Source organism: Polymorphospora rubra, assembly GCF_018324255.1.
GTDB lineage: Bacteria > Actinomycetota > Actinomycetes > Mycobacteriales > Micromonosporaceae > Polymorphospora > Polymorphospora rubra.
In genome coordinates, this window is sequence record NZ_AP023359.1 from 5,733,280 (window position 1) to 5,752,850 (window position 19,571).

16 protein-coding genes are annotated in these 19,571 nt (G+C 69.2%); 9 read left to right on the top strand and 7 right to left on the bottom strand.

Annotated elements, in window-relative coordinates; translation table 11 throughout:
• Positions 1-31: 31 nt before the first annotated feature.
• Positions 32-313 (bottom strand): DUF4381 family protein, encoded by a 282-nt coding sequence (locus tag Prubr_RS38320; RefSeq protein WP_212817546.1) that lies wholly within the window; start codon positions 311-313, stop codon positions 32-34.
• Positions 314-336: 23 nt separating this feature from the next.
• Complete coding sequence (locus tag Prubr_RS25960; protein ID WP_246567645.1) at positions 337-1,302, bottom strand: helix-turn-helix transcriptional regulator; 966 nt, start codon at positions 1,300-1,302, stop codon at positions 337-339.
• Positions 1,303-1,357: 55 nt separating this feature from the next.
• Here Prubr_RS25960 and Prubr_RS25965 point away from each other — a divergent pair, with 55 nt between their 5' ends.
• From Prubr_RS25965 to Prubr_RS25975, 3 genes are all read left to right on the top strand, one after another.
• Complete coding sequence (locus tag Prubr_RS25965) at positions 1,358-1,915, top strand: mycothiol transferase (RefSeq protein ID WP_246567647.1); 558 nt, start codon at positions 1,358-1,360, stop codon at positions 1,913-1,915.
• A gap of 11 nt (positions 1,916-1,926) precedes the next feature.
• Entirely contained in the window at positions 1,927-2,544 is a 618-nt protein-coding gene (locus Prubr_RS25970) for a GNAT family N-acetyltransferase (RefSeq protein WP_246567649.1), read from the top strand.
• A gap of 67 nt (positions 2,545-2,611) precedes the next feature.
• Positions 2,612-3,313, top strand: coding sequence for a GH12 family glycosyl hydrolase domain-containing protein (locus Prubr_RS25975; RefSeq protein ID WP_212817547.1), 702 nt, complete (start codon positions 2,612-2,614; stop codon positions 3,311-3,313).
• Between the two features lie 46 nt (positions 3,314-3,359).
• On the opposite strand, the gene Prubr_RS25980 is transcribed toward Prubr_RS25975, so the two are convergent.
• The gene (locus tag Prubr_RS25980; RefSeq protein WP_212817548.1) at positions 3,360-5,480 is read right to left on the bottom strand and encodes a sigma-70 family RNA polymerase sigma factor; all 2,121 of its coding nucleotides are present in this window, start codon (positions 5,478-5,480) and stop codon (positions 3,360-3,362) included.
• Positions 5,481-5,802: 322 nt separating this feature from the next.
• Between Prubr_RS25980 and Prubr_RS25985 the strand changes: the two genes are divergently transcribed.
• The 3 genes from Prubr_RS25985 (at position 5,803) to Prubr_RS25995 (ending at position 9,875) form a co-directional block, all read left to right on the top strand.
• Positions 5,803-7,263, top strand: coding sequence for a pectinesterase family protein (locus Prubr_RS25985; protein ID WP_212817549.1), 1,461 nt, complete (start codon positions 5,803-5,805; stop codon positions 7,261-7,263).
• Between the two features lie 35 nt (positions 7,264-7,298).
• Positions 7,299-8,771: an RICIN domain-containing protein gene (locus Prubr_RS25990; protein ID WP_212817550.1), complete on the top strand. Its 1,473-nt coding sequence runs from the start codon at positions 7,299-7,301 to the stop codon at positions 8,769-8,771.
• A 138-nt stretch (positions 8,772-8,909) separates the two neighbouring features.
• Positions 8,910-9,875, top strand: coding sequence for an NAD(P)/FAD-dependent oxidoreductase (locus Prubr_RS25995; RefSeq protein WP_212828537.1), 966 nt, complete (start codon positions 8,910-8,912; stop codon positions 9,873-9,875).
• A 76-nt stretch (positions 9,876-9,951) separates the two neighbouring features.
• Here the strand turns inward: Prubr_RS25995 and Prubr_RS26000 are convergent, their stop codons facing one another.
• Both Prubr_RS26000 and Prubr_RS26005 read right to left on the bottom strand, forming a co-directional pair.
• Positions 9,952-10,455 (bottom strand): hypothetical protein, encoded by a 504-nt coding sequence (locus Prubr_RS26000; RefSeq protein ID WP_212817551.1) that lies wholly within the window; start codon positions 10,453-10,455, stop codon positions 9,952-9,954.
• Positions 10,456-11,058: 603 nt separating this feature from the next.
• A complete protein-coding gene (locus Prubr_RS26005; RefSeq protein WP_246567651.1) occupies positions 11,059-11,544 on the bottom strand; it encodes an RNA polymerase sigma factor in 486 nt (161 codons plus the stop codon).
• A 403-nt stretch (positions 11,545-11,947) separates the two neighbouring features.
• Between Prubr_RS26005 and Prubr_RS26010 the strand changes: the two genes are divergently transcribed.
• Positions 11,948-12,244, top strand: a complete 297-nt coding sequence (locus tag Prubr_RS26010; protein WP_212817553.1) for a hypothetical protein — start codon at positions 11,948-11,950, stop codon at positions 12,242-12,244.
• Between the two features lie 139 nt (positions 12,245-12,383).
• Here the strand turns inward: Prubr_RS26010 and Prubr_RS26015 are convergent, their stop codons facing one another.
• Positions 12,384-13,970 carry an alpha/beta hydrolase-fold protein gene (locus tag Prubr_RS26015; RefSeq protein WP_212817554.1) on the bottom strand — a complete coding sequence of 529 codons (1,587 nt, stop codon included), beginning with the start codon at positions 13,968-13,970 and terminating at the stop codon, positions 12,384-12,386.
• Positions 13,971-14,321: 351 nt separating this feature from the next.
• On the opposite strand from Prubr_RS26015, the gene Prubr_RS26020 reads away from it, so the two are divergent.
• Both Prubr_RS26020 and Prubr_RS26025 read left to right on the top strand, forming a co-directional pair.
• The gene (locus Prubr_RS26020) at positions 14,322-15,059 is read left to right on the top strand and encodes a FadR/GntR family transcriptional regulator (RefSeq protein WP_212817555.1); all 738 of its coding nucleotides are present in this window, start codon (positions 14,322-14,324) and stop codon (positions 15,057-15,059) included.
• A 787-nt stretch (positions 15,060-15,846) separates the two neighbouring features.
• Complete coding sequence (locus tag Prubr_RS26025) at positions 15,847-17,094, top strand: IS256 family transposase (RefSeq protein WP_212817026.1); 1,248 nt, start codon at positions 15,847-15,849, stop codon at positions 17,092-17,094.
• Between the two features lie 735 nt (positions 17,095-17,829).
• Here Prubr_RS26025 and Prubr_RS26030 read toward each other — a convergent pair.
• Positions 17,830-18,540 (bottom strand): hypothetical protein, encoded by a 711-nt coding sequence (locus Prubr_RS26030; RefSeq protein ID WP_212817556.1) that lies wholly within the window; start codon positions 18,538-18,540, stop codon positions 17,830-17,832.
• Between the last annotated feature and the right edge of the window lie 1,031 nt (positions 18,541-19,571).

Sequence of the window (19,571 nt, forward strand, 5' to 3'; positions counted from 1 at the left end):
GACCGCCGCGTGCCGGCTGCCCGGCATCCGGCTAGTCCCCACCGCCTCCGCCACCGCCGCTGGCCGCATCACCCAGGACGCTGTTCTCGGCGATGGCCGCGGAGTGCCGATCCGGCACACCTCGGCCTCGCTCGAAGATGTCCCGGTTCGGGCGGGGTGAAGACCTGCGTATCGACCGCGCCGCCCGCATGGCGTCCCGGCGGTGCTCTTCCCGGGTGCGTGGCTGGCTTCGCCGGGAACGCCGGAGCCACACCAAGCAGACCAACACGACGACGGTCACGATGGCGAGGAGTACCCAACCGTACGTCGGCATGACTCGATGCTATAGCTGGTCGCCTAGGGCGGCGGGTCGCCGGCCGCCGCCAGCAGTCGCTGACCGAGGGCGCGCGAGGCGCGCTGGAGTTCGGGGCACTTCACGATCCGGTACGGCACCGGGAGCGCCGCGAGCTGTCCGGCGTACCAGACCGGGTTGCTGGTGCTGGCGACCAGGCGGGTGGTCGCGGCGTCGACCGGCGCGAGCCGCCCGACGGAGCGGGGGAGCCACCGGGCCACGTCGTCGACGGGTGCGTCGACGACGACGTCGACCTCGTACTCCCAGCCGGCGGCGAGGTTCTCCTCCAGCACCGTGACCGGATCGAGGTCGGTCGGCGGGGTGAAGGTGTCGTCGAGCGGTTCCACCGTCCGGACCCGGTCGATGCGGTACGTCCGTACGGCCTGCGCGGGGTGGGTGCGGCACAGCAGGTACCACCGGCCGTGCCGGACGACGACGGCCCACGGGTCGACGTCGACGACCCACTGGGACCCGGCCTGGGTCCGGTAGTCGAGCCGGACCCGCCGGTGGTCGGCGCAGGCCTGCACGAGCGTGGTGGTGTTCGCGGGGTCGGGCCGGGCGGCGGCGCGGTCGGGGGCGGGGGCGGTGGTCCGCCGGACGGACTCGGCCTGGGCGGCCACCGGCTCCGGCAGCGCCCGCACGATCTTGCCCAGTGCGCTGCCGACCGGGTCGGTGGGGTCGCCGGCGTCGTGGTGGCCGTCGAGTACGGCCATGACCAGGGCCAGGGCCTCGGTGGCGTCGAACATCAGCGGTGGCAGCCGCAGGCCGCGGCCGACCCGGAAGCCGCCGTGCGGCCCGCGGGCGGACTCGATCGGGATGCCGGCCTCGCGCAGGATCCCGACGTATCGCCGGGCGGCCCGCTCGGAGACGCCGAGCTTGTCGGCGAGCCGGTCCGCGGTGATGCCGGGGCTGGCCTGGACCAGTTCGAGGGCGAGCAGCGCCCGGGCGGTGGGGCTCGCGTCGGATTTCACGGCACCTCGGCAATCCGGAAGCAGAACGTCCGGAATTGAACCTAGCATGCGGGACATGACCGAGAAGATCGTCCTGAGCACCAAGATCCACGAGCCGTCGATGACCGCCGGCGAGGCCGAGATGCTCCTTTTCGCGCTCGAACGGTCGCGGGCACAGTTCGCCTGGAAGGTCGGCGGCCTGGACGCCGCCGGCCTGAACCGGCCGCACCCGCCGAGCACCATGACCCTGGCCGGCCTGGTCAAGCACCTCGCCCTGGTCGAGGACTACTACACCGCCCGGGACCTGACCGGGGAGCCGATGGGCGCGCCGTGGAACGCGGTCGACTGGGCCGCCGAGCCCGACTGGGCGTGGCGCTCGGCGGCCGACGACCCGCCCGAGGAGTTGTACGCGCTCTGGCAGGCCGCCGCGGAGCGGACCGGTGCCGCGGTCGCCAAGGCGCTCGCCGACGGTGGACCAGACCGTCCGACGAGGTTCGTCACCGGGTCCGGCGAGTCACCGAACCTGCGGCGGCTCCTCGTCGACCTGCACGACGAGTACGCCCGCCACGTCGGCCACGCGGACCTGCTGCGCGAGGCGGTCGACGGCCTGGTGGGGGAGGACCCGCCCCAGTGATGATGGCGGGTGTGCAGGATCCTGTTCCGGCCGACCGGTTCGCCGTCGTCCCCGCCAACGAGGCGTCCTGGGACGACCTCGTCGCGATTTTCGGCACCGCCGACGCGGGCCGGTGCCAGTGCCAGCGGTTCAAGGTCGCCGGCTGGATCTGGCGCGACTCGACGCAGGAGGGGCGCACCGCGCGGTTGCGGGTCCAGACCGGTTGCGGCGACCCGGCCGCCCCGACCACCAGCGGCCTGGTCGGCTACGTCGACGGCGAGCCGGTCGGCTGGGTCGCGGTCGAGCCCCGTACGGCGTATCCGAAGCTGCGTACGTCCCGCGTCCCGTGGAGCGGCCGGGACGAGGATCGCGACGATCCCGGCGTGTGGGCGGTGACCTGCTTCGTGGTCCGCAAGGGCTGGCGGGGGCGGGGCCTGACCTACCTGCTCGCCCGGGCCACGGTCGACTTCGCCCGCGACCGCGGTGCCCGGGCGCTGGAGGCGTACCCGATGATCACCGAGCCCGGGAAGCAGGTCACCTGGGGCGAGTTGCACGTCGGCGCCCGCCAGGTCTTCGAGGATGCCGGGTTCGCGCAGGTCAGTCACCCGACCCTGCGGCGGGTGGTGATGCGGATCGACTTTCCTCACTAGAGTTTGTTTTGAGTCACAACTAAAGCGGGTAGCGGATGGGGACACCGACCGCAGAGGAGGTACGTACATGCGTCTCATCCGCCTCGTCACAGCCGGCGTCACCACGCTGCTGCTGACCGTCGCGACGGCTGTGCTGACCGGCACTCCCGCCACGGCCGCCGTCTGGTCGTCGTCCGACCGTTGGGGCACCTGGAGCAGCGGCGGCTATACGATCTACAACAACATCTGGGGATCCGGATACGGCACCCAGACCATCTCGGCGAACTCACCGGGCAACTGGTGGGTGCGCGCCGACCACCCGAACACCGGCGGCATCAAGTCCTACCCGAACGCCACCCGCCACATCGGACGGAAGGTCAGCGAGCTGGGGCCGGTCACCAGCAGCTTCGACGTCACCGTACCGACCAGCGGGGTCGCCTTCACCACGGCGTACGACATCTGGACCACCGACCACGCCCACGAGATCATGCTGTGGATGAACAGGTACGGTCCGGTGGGGCCGCTGGGCGGATTCGAGACCACCGCCACGGTCGGTGGGCACACCTGGGACATCTACCGGGGATCCAACGGCCACAACCAGGTCTACTCGTTCATCCGGACCGCCAACACCGACACCGGCACGGTCGACGTCACCGCCGTCGCGCAGTGGATCCGGGCCCAGGGCTGGTTCGGCGACGTGACCATCGGCGACGTACAGCTCGGCTACGAGATAACCTCCGCCGCCGGTGGTAGGGACTTCGTCACCAACGCGTTCTCGGTCACCGGCTGACGGGTCGACGGGCTCCCGGCGGGCCGGCACGGCCCACCGGAGCCCGTCACCGGACCGGCTTCATCGGCGCGCCCACCCGGGGGTCGTTGGTGTGCGTCAGATAGTCGGTGTCCGGCAGCGCGCCGTCGGCGGGCCGGGGTGCCTCGGCGGTGGCCGGGTCGATCTCGCGGATCACCTCGGTCTTCCAGCCCGGCTCGTTCCACGAGTTGCCGGCCGCGTCGGGGTCGTCGACCAGGACCGAGTGGCGGAAGTTGCCCAGAGCCAGGTTGTCACGGAACACCGCCGGCGACGACGGGAACGCGAAGCCGTCGCCGGCGTTGCGGAAGGCGGTGTTCCGCTCGATCCGGTGGGTGGCCCGGGCGCCGGCGCCGGTGAAGCCGTGGCCGTTGTTCTTCCAGGCGGCGCTGCGGGTCACCACGTGGGCCGTGGGATCGTCGCCGAGGTCGAAACCGTGGCCGGAGCCGTACACCTCGGGCAGGTCCCACCGGTTGATGCCGTTGCCGAACGACCAGGTGCCGTCGATCGTGACCGGATCGGCGAACCCGTCGATGGCCAGCCCGTCGTCGACGTTGTCGAACGTACGGCACCCGCGTACGACGTTGCCCGTGCCCGATCCGGACCGGAACGCCAGACCGTCGGCGTCCCGGCCGGCGGCGTCGGTGTTGTGGTGGAAGTCGCTGTCGAGGATCTGGTTGTCGCTGGTGCCGGCGCCACGCAGGACGAGTCCGGTACCCCCGTTGTCGTGGACCGACAGGTTGCGAAAGACGTTGTGGCTGCAGGACTGGCACACCAACGGGTCCCGCGGGGCCTTGACGATGTCGATCCCCTCGATGGTCCAGTGGTCGGCGCCCAGAATGAGGTACGGCTCGTTCCCGGCCACCCGGCTCGCGTCCAGGGTCGGCCGTTCACCGGGGAAGTTGACGAGTGTGATCCGCCGGTCGGCGGTGCCGTCCATGTCGATCCGGACCGGCTCGGTCGCCCGGTGGACCCCGCCGCGCAGGAAGATCGTCTGGCCCGGCCGGACCACCGACACCGCCTTGTTGAGGCTGGCGTACGGCTGCGCCCGGGTGCCGGCCGCCCGGTCGTCGCCGTCCGCGGCCACGAAGATCTCGGTCGGCGGCGCGGCGCTGGGTGACGCCGACGGCCGGGCGGTCACCGCCGGTGACGTGGCGCCGCCCGTGGCGGGCGGTACCGGTAGCGGCTGGGCCAGCCCGTCGTCCTCGGCGAGCGGAGGAAGCAGGGTCACGGCCAGTACCGCGACGGCGCCGACGACCGGGGTCGCGACGACCGCGGCCGGTTTGACCGACAGGTGCTCGGCCAACCGACGTACGGCGTCGAACAGCGGCGCCGTGCCGGTGGCGGCCTTGCCGGCCGCGGCGGCCGTACCGAGCAGTTCCGGCAGGTGCGCCGCGGATGCCGGGAGCAGCCCGATGGCGACCACGTGGTGTTCGACGGGCAGGTGGGTGCCGGCGGCGCCGCATGTCGGGCAGTGCCGGACGTGCCGGGCGAGCTTGCGGAACCAGCGGGGATCCGGGCCGCCGTCCCAGCCCCGGGCGGCCTCGGCGAGGCCGGCGCAGCGGGGCCGCAGCCGGCAGGCCCGCAGGACGGTACGGGCCAGCATCAGCTGCGCCTTCATCCGCTGGATCCGGACCCCGGCGTGGGCGATGCTGATGGCCAGCGTGTCGGCCACCTCGGTACGGGTCAGGGTGCCGTTGACCTCCTGCCACCACAGGGCGAGCAGGTGCCGCTCGTCGGTGGTGAGCCACCGGACCGCGGCCAGGAACTCGTGCCGCTCCTCGATCCGGCTGATCCGGTCGACGGCGTGCGGTGCGATGTCGGTGTCGGGATCGGGCGTCTCGGTGTACTCCGTCAGCGGGGTCTGCCTGGAGAGGGCCTGCCGGCGGGCCCGCATCCGGTCCTTGACCTGCCGGATCGCGATGGTGAGCAGCCAGGAGCGGAACCGGGCCGGGTCGCGCAGGTCGGACAGTCGCTCGACGGCGCGCAGCATGGTCTCCTGGACCACGTCGTCCACATCGGAGCGTTCGGGCAGGGCGCGGCCGACCACGTTGTGGACCAGCGGCAGGTGGGCGGCGAGCAGGTCCGCCAGGGCCTGCCGGTCACCGCGTTGGGCGGCGGTCACCAGTTCGACGTCCGCCGTCGTCTCCACGCCGTACCGCCTTCCAGGATCCGTAGGACAGACGAAGGTTGATGTGTGGGAGCGCGACCACGTTGGCACACCGACCCGGTGTTGTAAAGATTCCGACCCGCCTGATCCGACCGATTTGAAGGCATTTCATTGCTTGTCGCGGCGGTTCAAGAAATTTCTTGCCGATGTTGTTATGGGCGGTCCGGTAACCCGTCTGTAACTCGAGGGGCGTCGCGCCCCGCCCCGTCCGGCCCGGCCGATCTCGGCCGGCCGGGCGATGGCGCGACCGCCCGTCGTACTCCGACAGCGGCTCCAGGACAGCAAGGGAGAACTCCGTCACGTGATGACAACCAGACCCCGGCGACGAACGGCGACGATCCTCGCCGCGACCGTCGCCACAACTCTGCTCGGCGGCCTCCTCGCCGCCGTATCCGCCCAGGCCGCGGCACCGGTCAACAGTGGTGTGTACACGTTGGCCAGTGCGTCGAGTGGTAAGTGTGTGCAGGTCGCCGGTGCGGCGACGGGTAATGGGGTGTTGCTGACGCAGGTGGCGTGTGATGGTGGCGCCGGGCATCAGCAGTTCCGGGTGGTGGCGCAGAACGGTGCGTTCGGCCTGGTGAATGTGAACAGTGGTCGTTGTGTGGATGTGCCGTACTCGTCCGGCGTGTCGGGTGAGCAGTTGTGGCAGTGGGGGTGTCACGCCGAGCCGAACCAGACGTGGACGTTCTCGGCGTCGACGGCGAGCACGGACCGGTATCTGATCCGTAGTGCGTCCAGTGGTCTGTGTGTGAGCAACAGGGATGGTTCGACGGCGGGGAACAACCCGATCGTTCAGGAGCCGTGTGCGGACATCGCCCGGATGCAGTGGCGGTTCAACCCCACCGGCAGCACCCCGCCGCCGACCACCCCGCCGCCGTCCGGAACACCGACCGTCGCCGCGGACGGCACCGGCCGGTACCGCACCGTCCAGGCCGCCATCGACGCGGTCCCGACGAACAACACCGCGCGGGTCACCATCACCATCAAGCCGGGCACCTACCGCGAGGTGGTCCGGGTGCCGAGGAACAAACCCCACGTCACGCTGCAGGGCCTCGGCTCCTCGCCGTCGAACGTCGTGCTGGTCTACAACAACTCCGCCAACAGCCACGGCACCTCGGGCAGTGCGAGCATGTTCGTCGACGGCGCCAACTTCGTCGCCGAGAACCTGACCATCTCCAACGACTTCGACGAGAACTCGACCAGCAGCGGCCACCAGGCCGTCGCCCTGAACCTCGGTGCCGACCGGGCGGTGCTGCGCAGGGTCCGGCTCCTCGGCGACCAGGACACGTTCCTGGTCAACGACAGCGCCCGGGCCTACATGGTCGACTCGTACGTCGAGGGCACGGTCGACTTCATCTTCGGCGGCGGCACGATCGTCATCGACCGGTCGACCGTGCACGAGAAGCGGTCGACCGGCGGCCCGATCACCGCCGCGAGCACGGCGGCCGGCAAGGCGTACGGGTTCCTGTTCTACCGCTCCACGATCACCGGTACGGCGAACAACGTGACCACCCTCGGCCGGCCCTGGCGGCCGGACGGGCAGGTCGTGTATCGGGAGTCGACGCTCGGCGCGACGATCAGGACCGCGCAGCCGTGGACCGACATGTCGGGGAACTCGTGGCGCAACGCCCGGTTCTTCGAGTACCGCAACACCGGCCCCGGCGCGGGCACGAACAGCAACCGTCCCCAGCTGAGCGACTCGCAGGCGGCCAACCACACGCCGCAGCGCTACCTCGCCGGCTCCGACGGATGGAACCCGCTGTGACCTTCGACAACCTTTCGGCAGTCAGGAAAACGATGATGAAGAAGATCTCCCTACGGTCCAGGCTGGCCGCGCTCGGCGCGGTGCTGACGGTGGTGCCCGCCGCCGTCGTCGGCGTCGTCCTGTCGGCGTCACCGTCCGCGGCCGCCGTCCCGGTCAACAGTGGTGTGTACACGTTGGCCAGTGCGTCGAGTGGTAAGTGTGTGCAGGTCGCCGGTGCGGCGACGGGTAACGGGGTGTTGCTGACGCAGGTGGCGTGTGATGGTGGCGCCGGGCATCAGCAGTTCCGGGTGGTGGCGCAGAACGGTGCGTTCGGCCTGGTGAATGTGAACAGTGGTCGTTGTGTGGATGTGCCGTACTCGTCCGGCGTGTCGGGTGAGCAGTTGTGGCAGTGGGGGTGTCACGCCGAGCCGAACCAGACGTGGACGTTCTCGGCGTCGACGGCGAGCACGGACCGGTATCTGATCCGTAGTGCGTCCAGTGGTCTGTGTGTGAGCAACAGGGATGGTTCGACGGCGGGGAACAACCCGATCGTTCAGGAGCCGTGTGCGGACATCGCCCGGATGCAGTGGCGGTTCAACCCGACCGGGAGCACCCCGCCGCCGACCACCCCGCCCAGCCTTCCGTATTCGAACACGCCGGACGGGTTCGCCGGCGCGGCCGGCACCACCGGCGGGGCGGGCGGCGCCACCGTCACCGTCACCAACCAGGCCGACCTGGAGCGGTACACCTCCGCCAGCGAGCCGTACATCATCCGGGTCAACGCGGCGATCACCATCACGCCGTACGGCAAGGAGATCCCGATCCGGTCGAACAAGTCCGTCGTCGGTGTCGGCCGTAACGGTCAGATCGTCAACGGCGGCTTCTTCATCGGCGCCGGCACCAGCAACGTCATCATCCGCAACCTCACCATCCGCGACACCCGGATGGCCGAGGACGACCCGGACGACAAGGACTTCGACTACGACGGCATCCAGATGGACACCGCCAACCGGATCTGGATCGACCACAACCACATCACCCGGATGAACGACGGCGCCATCGACAGCCGCAAGGACACCACGAACCTGACCGTCTCGTGGAACATCATCGCCGAGGCCAACAAGACCTTCGGTATCGGCTGGACCGAGAACGTCACCGCCCGCATGACCATCCACCACAACTGGTTCCGTGACACCCGGTCGCGGGTCCCCAGCACCGACAACGTCGCCTACGCCCACCTCTACAACAACTACCTGCAGAACAGCAGCTCCGGAAACCACTCCCGCGGCAGCACCAAGATGGTTCTGGAGAACAGCTACTTCGACCGCGTCACCAACCCCTACTACCGCGACTCCGGCGCCGAACTGCGGCAGAGCGGCAACGTCGTGGTCAACAGCAGCGGCCGACGGGAGAGCAGCGGCTCGGCGTTCAACCCGTCGAGCTTCTACTCCTACCAGCTCCACCCCGCCGCAGACGTACCGAACCTGCTGCGTACGCACGCCGGACCGCAGGCCAACATCGGCCTCTGACCGCCACACCGGGCGGCCGTGCCGGGTTTCGACCCGGCACGGCCGTTCCTGACTCCGCCCGTCGCTGTTTGCCGGCACGGCAACAAAGCTTGCGGGTACGACAGGTGGCGGCGCATGGTTGCCGCGGAGGTGGTCGTGGTGACCGAGCAGTTGGCAGAGAGTTATGACGTGGTGGTGGTCGGTGGCGGAGCCGCCGGCCTGAGCGGTGCGCTGACCCTGGCCCGGGCGCGACGGTCGGTGGTGGTGATCGACGCCGGCGCCCCGCGCAACGCCCCGGCCGAAGGCATACACGGACTCCTGGGCCGGGAGGGAATGCCGCCCGCCGAACTGCTCGAGCGCGGCCGGGCGGAGGTACGCGGCTACGGTGGCCACGTGGTGACCGGCGAGGTCGTCGCCGCCGCCCGCGACGACGACGGGTTCACCGTGACCCTGGCCGACGACCGGACGGTAGGGGCCCGCCGGCTGCTGGTGACCACCGGGCTGGTCGACGAACTGCCCGACATCCCCGGCCTGCGCGAGCGGTGGGGCCGCGATGTGATGCACTGCCCCTACTGCCACGGTTGGGAGGTCCGGGACCGGGCGATCGGCGTGCTGGCCAGCGGCCCGATGTCGGTGCACCAGGCGCTGCTGATCCGGCAGTGGAGCCCCGACGTCACCTACTTCACCCACACCATGGCGCCGCTCACCGACGAACAGGCCGAACAGATGGCCGCCCGCGGTATCCGCGTCGTCGACGGCGAGGTGACGGGGCTGGAGATCGTCGACGACCGGCTGGCCGGCGTACGCCTCGCCGACGGCACGGTCGTCGCCCGCGAGGTGGTGGCGGTCGCGACCCGGCTGGTGGCGCGCGGCGGTTTCCTGGCGGCGCTCGGACTGACGCCCGTCCCGCACCCGGCGGGCGTCGGCGAGCACGTCCCGGCGGACCCGTACGGCCGCACCGACGTGCCCGGGGTCTGGGTCGCGGGCAACGTCACCGACCTGGTCGCCCAGGTCGGCGCGGCCGCGGCCGCCGGCGTCACCGCCGCCGCGCACGTCAACGCCGACCTGGTCACCGAGGACACCCGGCTCGCGGTGGCCGCCTACCGGACCCCGCTACCAGTCTGACCTCTGACCGGCTCTCGGCTGGAGCGTCACAAGGCCGGCGGTTCACGGACTTCGTCGACCCAGGTCGGGCAAGCCGTCAGCTTCGATGGGGACGGCTGGTCGGACGGCTACGTCGCGGTCGTAGGTGACGATCCGGAGAGCGGGCCAGGATCGCCGATGTCACTGCCCAGGCCGAACCCACAAGCAGCGCGCCCACGGCGGCCGGAACGAACGACCACCGTACGCTCTCGACCGACGGCGCCCAGGCTTGACGGTCGTCGGCGAACACACGCAACTGTCGGTGCGACGGCGGGATCTCCACTTCCCATTCATAGTTCGGGTCGGCCTCGAGGCTCTTCGGTTTCCAGGACTCCGACACGGCGATGCCGTTGATCGGTCCGCGGTGTCCGCGACCACCACGAGTCCAGTTGCCCACGCACCGGCTGTGCATGTTCTCCTGCCGGTCGTAGGTGATGTAGCAGCGGTCGACGGTGGCATACGGATCGTCTCCTGGCCACAATCCGAACGCCAGACCCGTCAGGGCACCGCCGAGCACACCGATCACCACGACCGCGACGAGTCGGATCCTGAACGCGGTCACGAAGGTCCCTTCCAGCGGCCGGCGGGGAGTGGCGGGAGCCGTCAGTTTCCGGGGGAGCAACCAGCATGTCAACGGATCCGCACGTCTCGGCCGGATTCCTGAACTGCTCACCGTCGATGACGTAGACGAGCTTGCCCCACACCGGGGAAGGAGACACCCCGGCCCCCTGGGACGGGCTTGCGGCCGCCAACCGTTGCACACACGCGTGCAGGTGGGTAGGCGGCTTCTCTCCGAAGATGTCGGTCCACGATCGGCGGCATGCGTCGACCGGTGTCTCGCCCGCCCGGGCCAGGCCCTCGCCGGCCCGACGCATCCCCGCCGTCGCGCAGACGAAGGCGTCCCCGTCCGCGGGTATGGCTTCTGGGGGCGCGGTGGGCGCCTGGTAACTCCCGATCGCCGCGGTCGCGCCGCCGGCGAACAACAGGCCGACCGTGACCGCCGCCGCGATGGTCAGGGGCTTCCTGCGGGACCGTTTCTCGGAACCCCGCGGCGTGTTCAGGATCCGGGCGAGCGTTCGCTCTCCCTGCGGGCTGGTCGTGAAACCGGCTCGAGTCCTTGGTCGTGCGCGGGTGACCAGCTCTTCGATCCCACGGTCGTGCCGTTTCACGGCAGCCCCCTCGTAGATGCTGTCAAACTGCTGGCCGGCAGCGATTTCGAAGCAGTTGACCCGTCCTCGTAGGTTCTCCGGAATCGGCGTCGGGCCCGGTGCAGCCGTACCGCGAACGTGGCCGTGGTGCACCCCAGCACCTTGGCCGACTCCCTTCCGCTCAGGTCGTACCAGTACCGCAGCAGCAGCACCTCCCGGTCGGCCTCGGGCAGTTTCGCCAGCGCCGCGACGACCTCGGCCCGCTCCGTGGTCGCGGGGTCGGATTCGGAGGCGTCATCGGACCCGGTCTCCGAGAGCAGGCGGACCTGCAACGCGGCCCGGTCCGCACGGTGTCGACGGTGCTGCATCACCAGCCGCCGCGCGACGCCGAACAACCACGGTCGTTCCTCGCCGACCCTGATCTCCGCCAGTCGCCGCCACGCCACGACGAACACCTCGGCCACCAGGTCCTCGGCGTCCTCCCCGCCCAGTCGGTGAAGCACGTAGGCATGGATGGCATCGCCGTGCCGCCGGAACAGGTCGGTGAGGCGCTGTCGATCCGCAGCCGTGCGCCGATCATCCGGCACCGCTCCTCCAGGTGGTGATCTCACACCCGTACTTGTCGCCGCAGCACGGATTTCTTACCCCGAGCGCGAAACCTGTCAGGCTGGCCGACCGGCCGACGCTGAAACGGCCCGGGGGATCGCTCGGGCGAGAACTGATCGCCGAAGCGCACGGATGCTGCACCGATAACCGCCCCTGCATGGATCGGGCATGGATCGGCATCGAACTTTCGTTGGTCGGTGCGGGTCGAGGCGGCAACATTGACCGCGGGATCGGCCGATCCGCAGAAGGTCCTCCTGTGGCATGGGGACCGTGGGGCACCATCAAGCTGAAGGGTTGTTGATGCGTACTGTAATGCGGATCCTGGCCGGTGTGGCGCTGGCCGGGATGTTGACCTTCGGTTCGGCCGCGGCCGCGCAGGCGGCCGCTCCGGAACGGCCGGCTCCGGCCGGCGCGGCCGTCTCCGCACTCGATGCCTGGCAACTGTGGGACGTTTTCACTTCGCCGGGGGCTCCCTCGGTCGCGTACGGCGCCTGCGTCGCGACCGGCGAGGTCGGCCTGGTCCAGGGACTCTGGACGAACTACGACTGCGCGTCCGACGGCGTCTACACCTACTACCTCTACGTCTACCGGCCGTAGGCGACCGGTGTCGAGCCGGGCCGTCCGCCGCACCGGCGGGCGGCCCGGTGTTCTCGTCGACGGTGAACGGTCGTAACGAGTGACGGCCCGTGGCGGCACCCTCGACGGGTGCCGCCACGGGCCGTGTCCGGGCGTCGGGTCAGCCGGCGTTCGCGGCCGCGCTCTCCGATGTGTTGTACAGGCTGTCGCCCTGGTAGCGGGCGGTCACCGGCTGGTCGAGGCCGCCGCTGACGGTGCCCTTGAACTGGGCGACCCCGTTGCGGATCGGCGCGGAGCCGAGGTACTTGTCGCCGGCGTAGAAGTCGACCTTGCCGGACGGCGCGCGGTCGCTGACGGTCACCGAGTCGACCTCGGCGGTCGCGGTGACCTTGACCCGGTGCGAGTTGCCGGCCGGGGTGGTGTCGACGTCCAGGCTCGTGGTGGTGGTACGGAACGCCACCGTACGCAGGTAGTCGTTGAGCATCTGCCGCCAGATGTCCCAGACGTGCACGCCGTCTACGTTGTGCTCGGTGACCTCGATGCCGGCCGCCCGCCAGGCCTCGGTCCGGGCGACCGAGTTCGGGGCGATGTTGGCCAGCCAGTCCTGCAGGCCGGTGCCGACGTGGATGCCGCCGGGCACGGCCTTCAGCCGGTCGATCTGCTCCTGCGTCGGCGTTACCGCGCCGCCGGCCGCGCCCCAGGCGGCGTGGTAGCCGACCAGGTCGGTGTTGTCGTAGAGGAGCGTCAGGGCGCGGGCGCCGCCCGCGGACAGTCCACCGAAGGCCCGGTCGACGGCGCGGGTGGAGACGTTGTAGTTCTGCTCGACGAAGGGAATGACGTTGTTCCGCAGTTCGTCGACGTAACCCTGGTTGCCGTTCGGCAGGCCGTTGAAGTCGGTGGAGACGATGACCATCGACTGTGCCGCGCCGTCCCGTACGGCGTTCTCCAGGATCTGGTGGGCCACGCCCTCCACGGTCCAGTCGGTGGCGTTGCCGCCGCCGCCGTGGCTGAGGTACAGGGTCGGGTACGGGGTCGAGCGCTTCGGGTCGTAGCCGTGCGGCAGGTAGACGACGACGTCGTGCTTGCCCGCCGGGCTGGTGGACAGCGGCGAGTCGTACCAGCGCTGCTCCAGCTTGCCGGCCTTGTTGGCGGCGACCGGTGCCTGGTAGTCGTTGTCGTAGGTGGGGAACCGCTTGCTGTTCGGCACGTAGACGCGGCTGAGCAGGGCGCCGGTGGCCTCGTCGTGGGGCAGCACCTCCAGCGGGTTGGCCGGGTCGGGGTGCAGGGTGCAGCCGCTCGCGGTGGGGCTGGTGCAGTCGTGGGTGAACGCGTACCGGAAGGTGCCGGAGGGCAGCGGCGTGGTGAACGTCCACACGCCGTCGGCGCCCTTCTCCATCGGCAGTGCGCGCCACGGGTCGGCCAGGATGTCGCCCGGCTGCCACTGGCCGCCGTTGCGGGCGTCACCGCAGCCCTGGCAGGTGACGCTCTCCGCCTTGGAGAACCACCACTCGCCGTAGATCTGGACCGACTCGACGCCGGCGGGTGCCTGGTACCGGAAGGTGACCGAGTTGCCGGTCGGCGCCTGGTTGGTCTGGACGACCTTCGGCCCGAGGTTCGAGGCCGGTGCCGCGGTCGCGGCGGGGGCGGCGAGGGCGCCGGCGGCGACCGTCAGGCCGGCGGCGAGCGAGACGGTCAGTCCTTGGCGCAGCCGGCGTGTCGACGCTGGCTGCGGGTGTGCAACGGGCATGTGCTTTCCCTTCATCGGCTGGTCGACCGGCGCGCGTTCGGGGGATGTCGCTCCGGTGACCGGTGATGGACGTGGCGAGGTGACGGTTCGCCCCCGGCCGTGGGTGGGCCGGTCCACATCGTCCGGTGTGGGTGCGGGCGGCCGTTGCCGCCGGACCCGTCGCGATGCGCGGTCGCGTCGGGTCGTCGTGCCTCGTCCACCTGGTGGTTGACGTGATCGTCACACAAAGGTGATACCTTTGTAAATAGAAAGGTCACACCTTTGAAACCTGCTGGAGCCGGTCGGCGGACCGGGACACGGCGGCCCGCCCGCTAACCTCTCCGTAGGACGGAGTGATCGGGGATCCCTTTGATGGCCGAGGCGAGTCGCGACGCGGTGCGGGCCGCCGCGCCCGTACTGCACGATGCCGTGCTCGACGCCCTCGGGCTCGAGATCACCGGCGGACAGCACGCCCCCGGTACGGCACTCACCCTGGAACAGCTGCAACAACGCTTCGGCGTCTCGCGCACCGTCATGCGGGAGGCGATGCGCATCCTCGAATCGCTGAACCTGGTCGCCTCGCGCCGCCGCGTCGGCCTGGTGGTGCAGCCGATGCACCGGTGGCGGGTGCTCGACCCACGGGTCATCCGCTGGCGTCTCGACGGCCCCGGCCGGGCCGACCAGCTACGTACCCTCACCGACCTGCGGGTGGCCGTCGAGCCGCTCGCCGCCGCCGGCGCCGCCCGGCACGCCACCGCCGACGACCGCGCGCGGCTGCGTACGCTGGCGACGCGGATGCGGCAACTCGGCGAGGCGGGCGAACTCGACGCGTTCCTGGCCGCCGACGTCGAGTTCCACGCGCTGCTGTTGCAGGCCTGCCTCAACGAGATGTTCACCGCACTGACCGGCGTGATCGCCGAGGTGCTCGCCGGCCGGACCGAGCACGGCCTGATGCCGAAGTGTCCCCGGCCGGTGGCGCTCGACCTGCACGACCAGGTCGCGACCTGCGTCGCGGCCGGCGACGCCTGGGGCGCCGAGACCGCGATGCGAGAGCTGGTCGAAGAGGTACGCGACGCGATCAGCACCACCCCGTCGGTCGGCACCGTCTGAGTGATTCTGATCGTTGATCGCTTCGTTCACACCGAAGAGGTCACTGGTTCGGGACTTGCGGCGGGCGGTGTCCCTTGCCCTGGGCGCAGCACGGACAGGCCCGGGCCACCTGGTTGATCCAGCTCTGTACGTCGCGCGGCCGGAGCCGGTCGAGCCCGTTGGCGCCGAGGCCGGGGCGATGTAGCAGCGGACGAACGTCTCGTAGGTGGCATAAGGGCAGCGGTGCCCGTACGGTCCGATGATCTCGGCGAGTCAGTTAGGAATGCAACGCGCCGGCGGTCGGGACGCTGGTGGCCACCGGTCCCTGTTTCGCCTGCCGGTGCAGGCCGATGAACTTGTCGTGGACGAGTTTGCTGGTCTTGCCGTAGACGTTCCGAAGGACGGGGCGGTGAAGGTGACGAAGACGACTGGGTGCCGGGCGACCGGAAGCGGACGGCTCGGTCAGCCGTTGCCGCGGAGTGTTGTTGGGGCAGCTTGGTGGCCCAGACGGGTGAGGGAGCCTGGTCGTCGGCGTCCGGCTGCAGTGCCGCAGGCTCCAACACCGTACGATCATCGAATCCAGCCATCATGGACGGTGACATGCCGTGCCGGGCCACTCCGTGGATTCGGGTGCGATCGAGAGCCAGCGGATCGTGATCCGCGTCAGCGGCGGAAGGCCCGGCGGCGCTGGGTCACGTCCACGGGAGTGGTGTACGACGGTCGGGTCCTTGACTCGCCCGTAACGAGATGAACGGCCATCGGATTGATCCTTCAGAGACCGACCAAGATCTTGAAGGAGACCGCACCGATGACCGCATTAGAGAGTGTGAACCCTGCCGACCTGCTACGCCAGCAACTGGCCGAGGGTGGCCCGGACGTGTTGGCGGCGATGGTGACCGCGTTCGCGAACGCGTTGATGTCCGCCGACGCCGACGCGGTCTGCGGGGCCGACTACGGCCAGCGCAGCCCGGAGCGGACGAACTCGCGTAACGGCTACCGGGCCCGACAGTGGGACACCCGGGCCGGAACGGTCGAGCTGGCGGTGCCGAAACTGCGTCACGGCTCGTACTTCCCGGACTGGCTGCTGGAACACCGACGCCGCGCCGAGCAGGCCCTGGTGACGGTCGTGGCCACCTCGTACCTGCTCGGGGTGTCGACCCGCAGGGTCGAGAAACTCGCCGAGCAGCTCGGCGTCACCAGGTTGTCGAAGTCGCAGGTGTCACAGATGGCGCAGCACCTCGACGCCCAGGTCGAGGCGTTCCGAAGCCGGCCCCTGGACTCCGCCCACTACACGTTCGTGGCGTTGGACGCGCTGACGATGAAGGTCCGCGAGGACGGCCGCACGGTCAACGTCGCCTGCCTGGTAGCGGTCGGCGTCAACGCCGACGGCCACCGCGAGGTCCTCGGCCTCGACGTGTGCGCCAGCGAGGACGGCGCCGGCTGGATCGCGTTCCTCCGCGGCCTGACCGCCCGCGGCCTCAAAGGCGTCCGCCTGGTCATCTCCGACGCCCACCGCGGCCTCGTCGACGCGATCGGCTCCGCCCTACCCGGCGCGTCCTGGCAACGCTGCCGCACCCACTACCTACGCAACCTGCTCACCAAGGTCCCCAAAAGCGCCCAACCATGGGTGGCGACCATGGTCCGCACCATCTTCGACCAGCCCGACCCTGGCGAGGTCCGCGCCCAGTACGCCCGCGTCGTCGACACCATCAACGCCAAGTACCCCACCGCCGCCGAACACCTCGACCAGGCCCGCGAGGACCTACTCGCCTTCACCAACTTCCCACACGAGATCTGGCGCCAGATCTGGTCCAACAACCCACAGGAACGGCTGAACAAGGAAATCCGACGCCGCACCGACGTCGTCGGGATCTTCCCCAACAGAGCCGCCGTCATCCGCCTCGTCGGAGCCGTCCTGGCCGAACAGACCGACGAATGGACCGAACAACGCCGCTACATCGGGCCCGAACTCCTCACCAAAGCCCGCCAGGAAACCCCCGAAGACCAACAACCCGACGCCGTGCCGCAACCCAAACCCGCACTGACCACCGCATAAGCTCATCCCAGGATCAACCGGTGGCCGTCAGCTCATACACCACCACCGTGGACGTGACCCCGCGCCGCTGGCGTGCTCGACGCCGCCAGAGTGGCACCGAGTCGCGACAAGGCGGACGGGCCGCAGCGCCGCCGCCTGAGCAAGCGTCCGAGGGTCCGCTGTTGCGCTGCGGCCATGACGCCTGATGCCCGGCAGCTGGCGCGGAGGCGGGTAAGCCCGGAGAGCCGCCGCAGGACGACGAATGTTGAGCGGTGATGTGGTGGGACGACAGTTGGCCTGCCGTGCGCGGCCAAGAGTCCGCGTGCCATAGGAGAACGGACGCCGGCTGCGTCGGCGAGCTGACGGCGGTAACGGGGGTTGTGGCTACTGCGTCTCCGGCGGGGCGCTCCGGCTTCAGGACGGCCGGGGCTCCGCTGGCGGGGGCGGCCCCTGGGGCGGTGGATGGGAGCCCATCCCGCCCACCGTCGACCTGGCAAGCCGAGCAGGCCGCTGCCCGACCCGCCAGCGTCCGTACGAGCCGTCAAGGTCCGCTTGACGTGGCGGGTTGAGCGGCGGCCTCTCCCCAGGATCAGAGGTGAGCCCGAGATTTAGCCTGACGAATTTATCCAGATGAGGAGGGACACCGGTTGCAGTCGAGGTTGTCTTGATAAAAATTCGTAATGCAAAGTCGTAGAGGGGCACATTCCCAATAATGCCCCTCTACGACTTCTCTTGCTTGGTCGTTATGGCTTCGCGTTAGCTGCCGACTTTGCTCGTCCAGCCACCGCCATGCTCAGCGGTGAGGTTAAGCCTGACCCCAACGGTCTCGCTGAAAACGCCTCCACCGGACCGCCAATACGTCCCCTGAGCGATGCACTGTCCAGTGTATCCGTTTGCGTTCCGTGTAATATATTCCAGCTTGGCGTTCGAGAAGCTGCCGACTCCACCGTGAGCAAGCCCGCTGATGGAGTCGATGTAGCAGCCGTACACTGGACCCAAATAGTACCTGTAAGCCGCAGTGAAGTTTACGCTCCAGGTCAATGCGTCCCAAGCAATCCTACAGTTTTGCCAAGCTCTCGCGCCCGTTGCTGGAACGCTCTGGCAGCCCGAAATCCCCATGGGGGAGACTTCGCCCGTAGTCGTGGAAGGGATTTCGATCGTGCCAACGCTAATGGAGCCGTCCTCGTAGCGGTAGATGGTCCGCTCGGCCCCACCGACGTGATCAACCCTGGTCGCAACAGGAGCTGCGCCACTCTGTGAGTCCCACCGCTCGCCCTCGGCGAAAGCCTTAAGTAGCGCCTTCTGAGTCTCTACAGGCACTTCGTACTTGGCGAGCGCTTTGCGAACGTACTCAAGGTCAGCTTTCGACACTTGCGAGTCGGCGGAGGCTGGGGTGCCACCGAAGAGAGTTGCGGTTAACGACGCCGCTAAAGCTAGCGAGACTGCCATGATGGTTTTTCGGAACATTCTTCTCCCTCGGGTGTGAGGTCTCGGATGGGCTAATTGCGCCCGTCTCGCCCATCCTTGAAGGCTTTGACTGCCCGAGAGATGAAGACGCCCAAGGCGAGAATTATTACTAGGACGACGATGTGCCACGGCTTCACAGTCAAGATGGTCTCCCTCCGCACTCGTGCTTGCTCGCCGAGTTGTGGGCTCCTCATCGCTCGTGAGTGAGACACTAATCGTCGAACATGAATGGGTCAAGTTCGAGTGCTGGCTAATTCTAATTGATTGTGGACGATGCAAGGTTGCTGATTGGTGTGGACTTATGATACTCGCGCGACCTGTGAATCCTCCTTTGTGGGCGGGGTCGTTGCTTGAGCATGCGTGCCGATGGTCATGCTGATGGTCGCGTGGACGGGGCTGCCGTCAGCGGTGGGTCGAATTGGGTCGGTGGGTGTCGCAAGCTTGCGGCTGGGGCGTTGAGTCGACGACTGGGTGCTCATTGACTCGGAGGGCGTGACCAATGCGTTGCCTCTGGTGGGGTGTTGGGGGCAGTATCCAGTCGGTTCAGCCGTCGCGGTCGCAGGAAGTGGCCGATGCGCAAGACGCCGCGCGTGCTGTCGGGCCACGGTGCGGGATGGTGCGGCGGGGCGACGGAAGCGATCATGCGGCAGCGGGTAGGGCATGTAGGTGGGACGCGTCCATGATGTGTTGCGGGCGGGAGGCGCGGATGGTCGGCGTTGCCACCGCGGGAGTCATCATGCTTCGCGTGCCACTCCTGACTCGGGTTGTATCGGCGAATTTGATTCAACCACACGTTGGCGGAGTGTGCTGCCCCGCTCACGCTGGGTGGTCTCTCGGGTTGCTGGTTAGCTGCAAGCCGTCGAGCCTATGCAGTGTCCCGGAACACGCGCGGAATGATCAAGCGCATCGCAATGGGGATCGTTGGGCGGATGGCCTGATAGTCCAGGTGTCCCAGGCTGTGTTGATCGAAGAGGCGCCGGCTGGTTGTCCCGGTTCGATGATCTGCTGGCCGTGTCGGCGCCCCGTTCCGG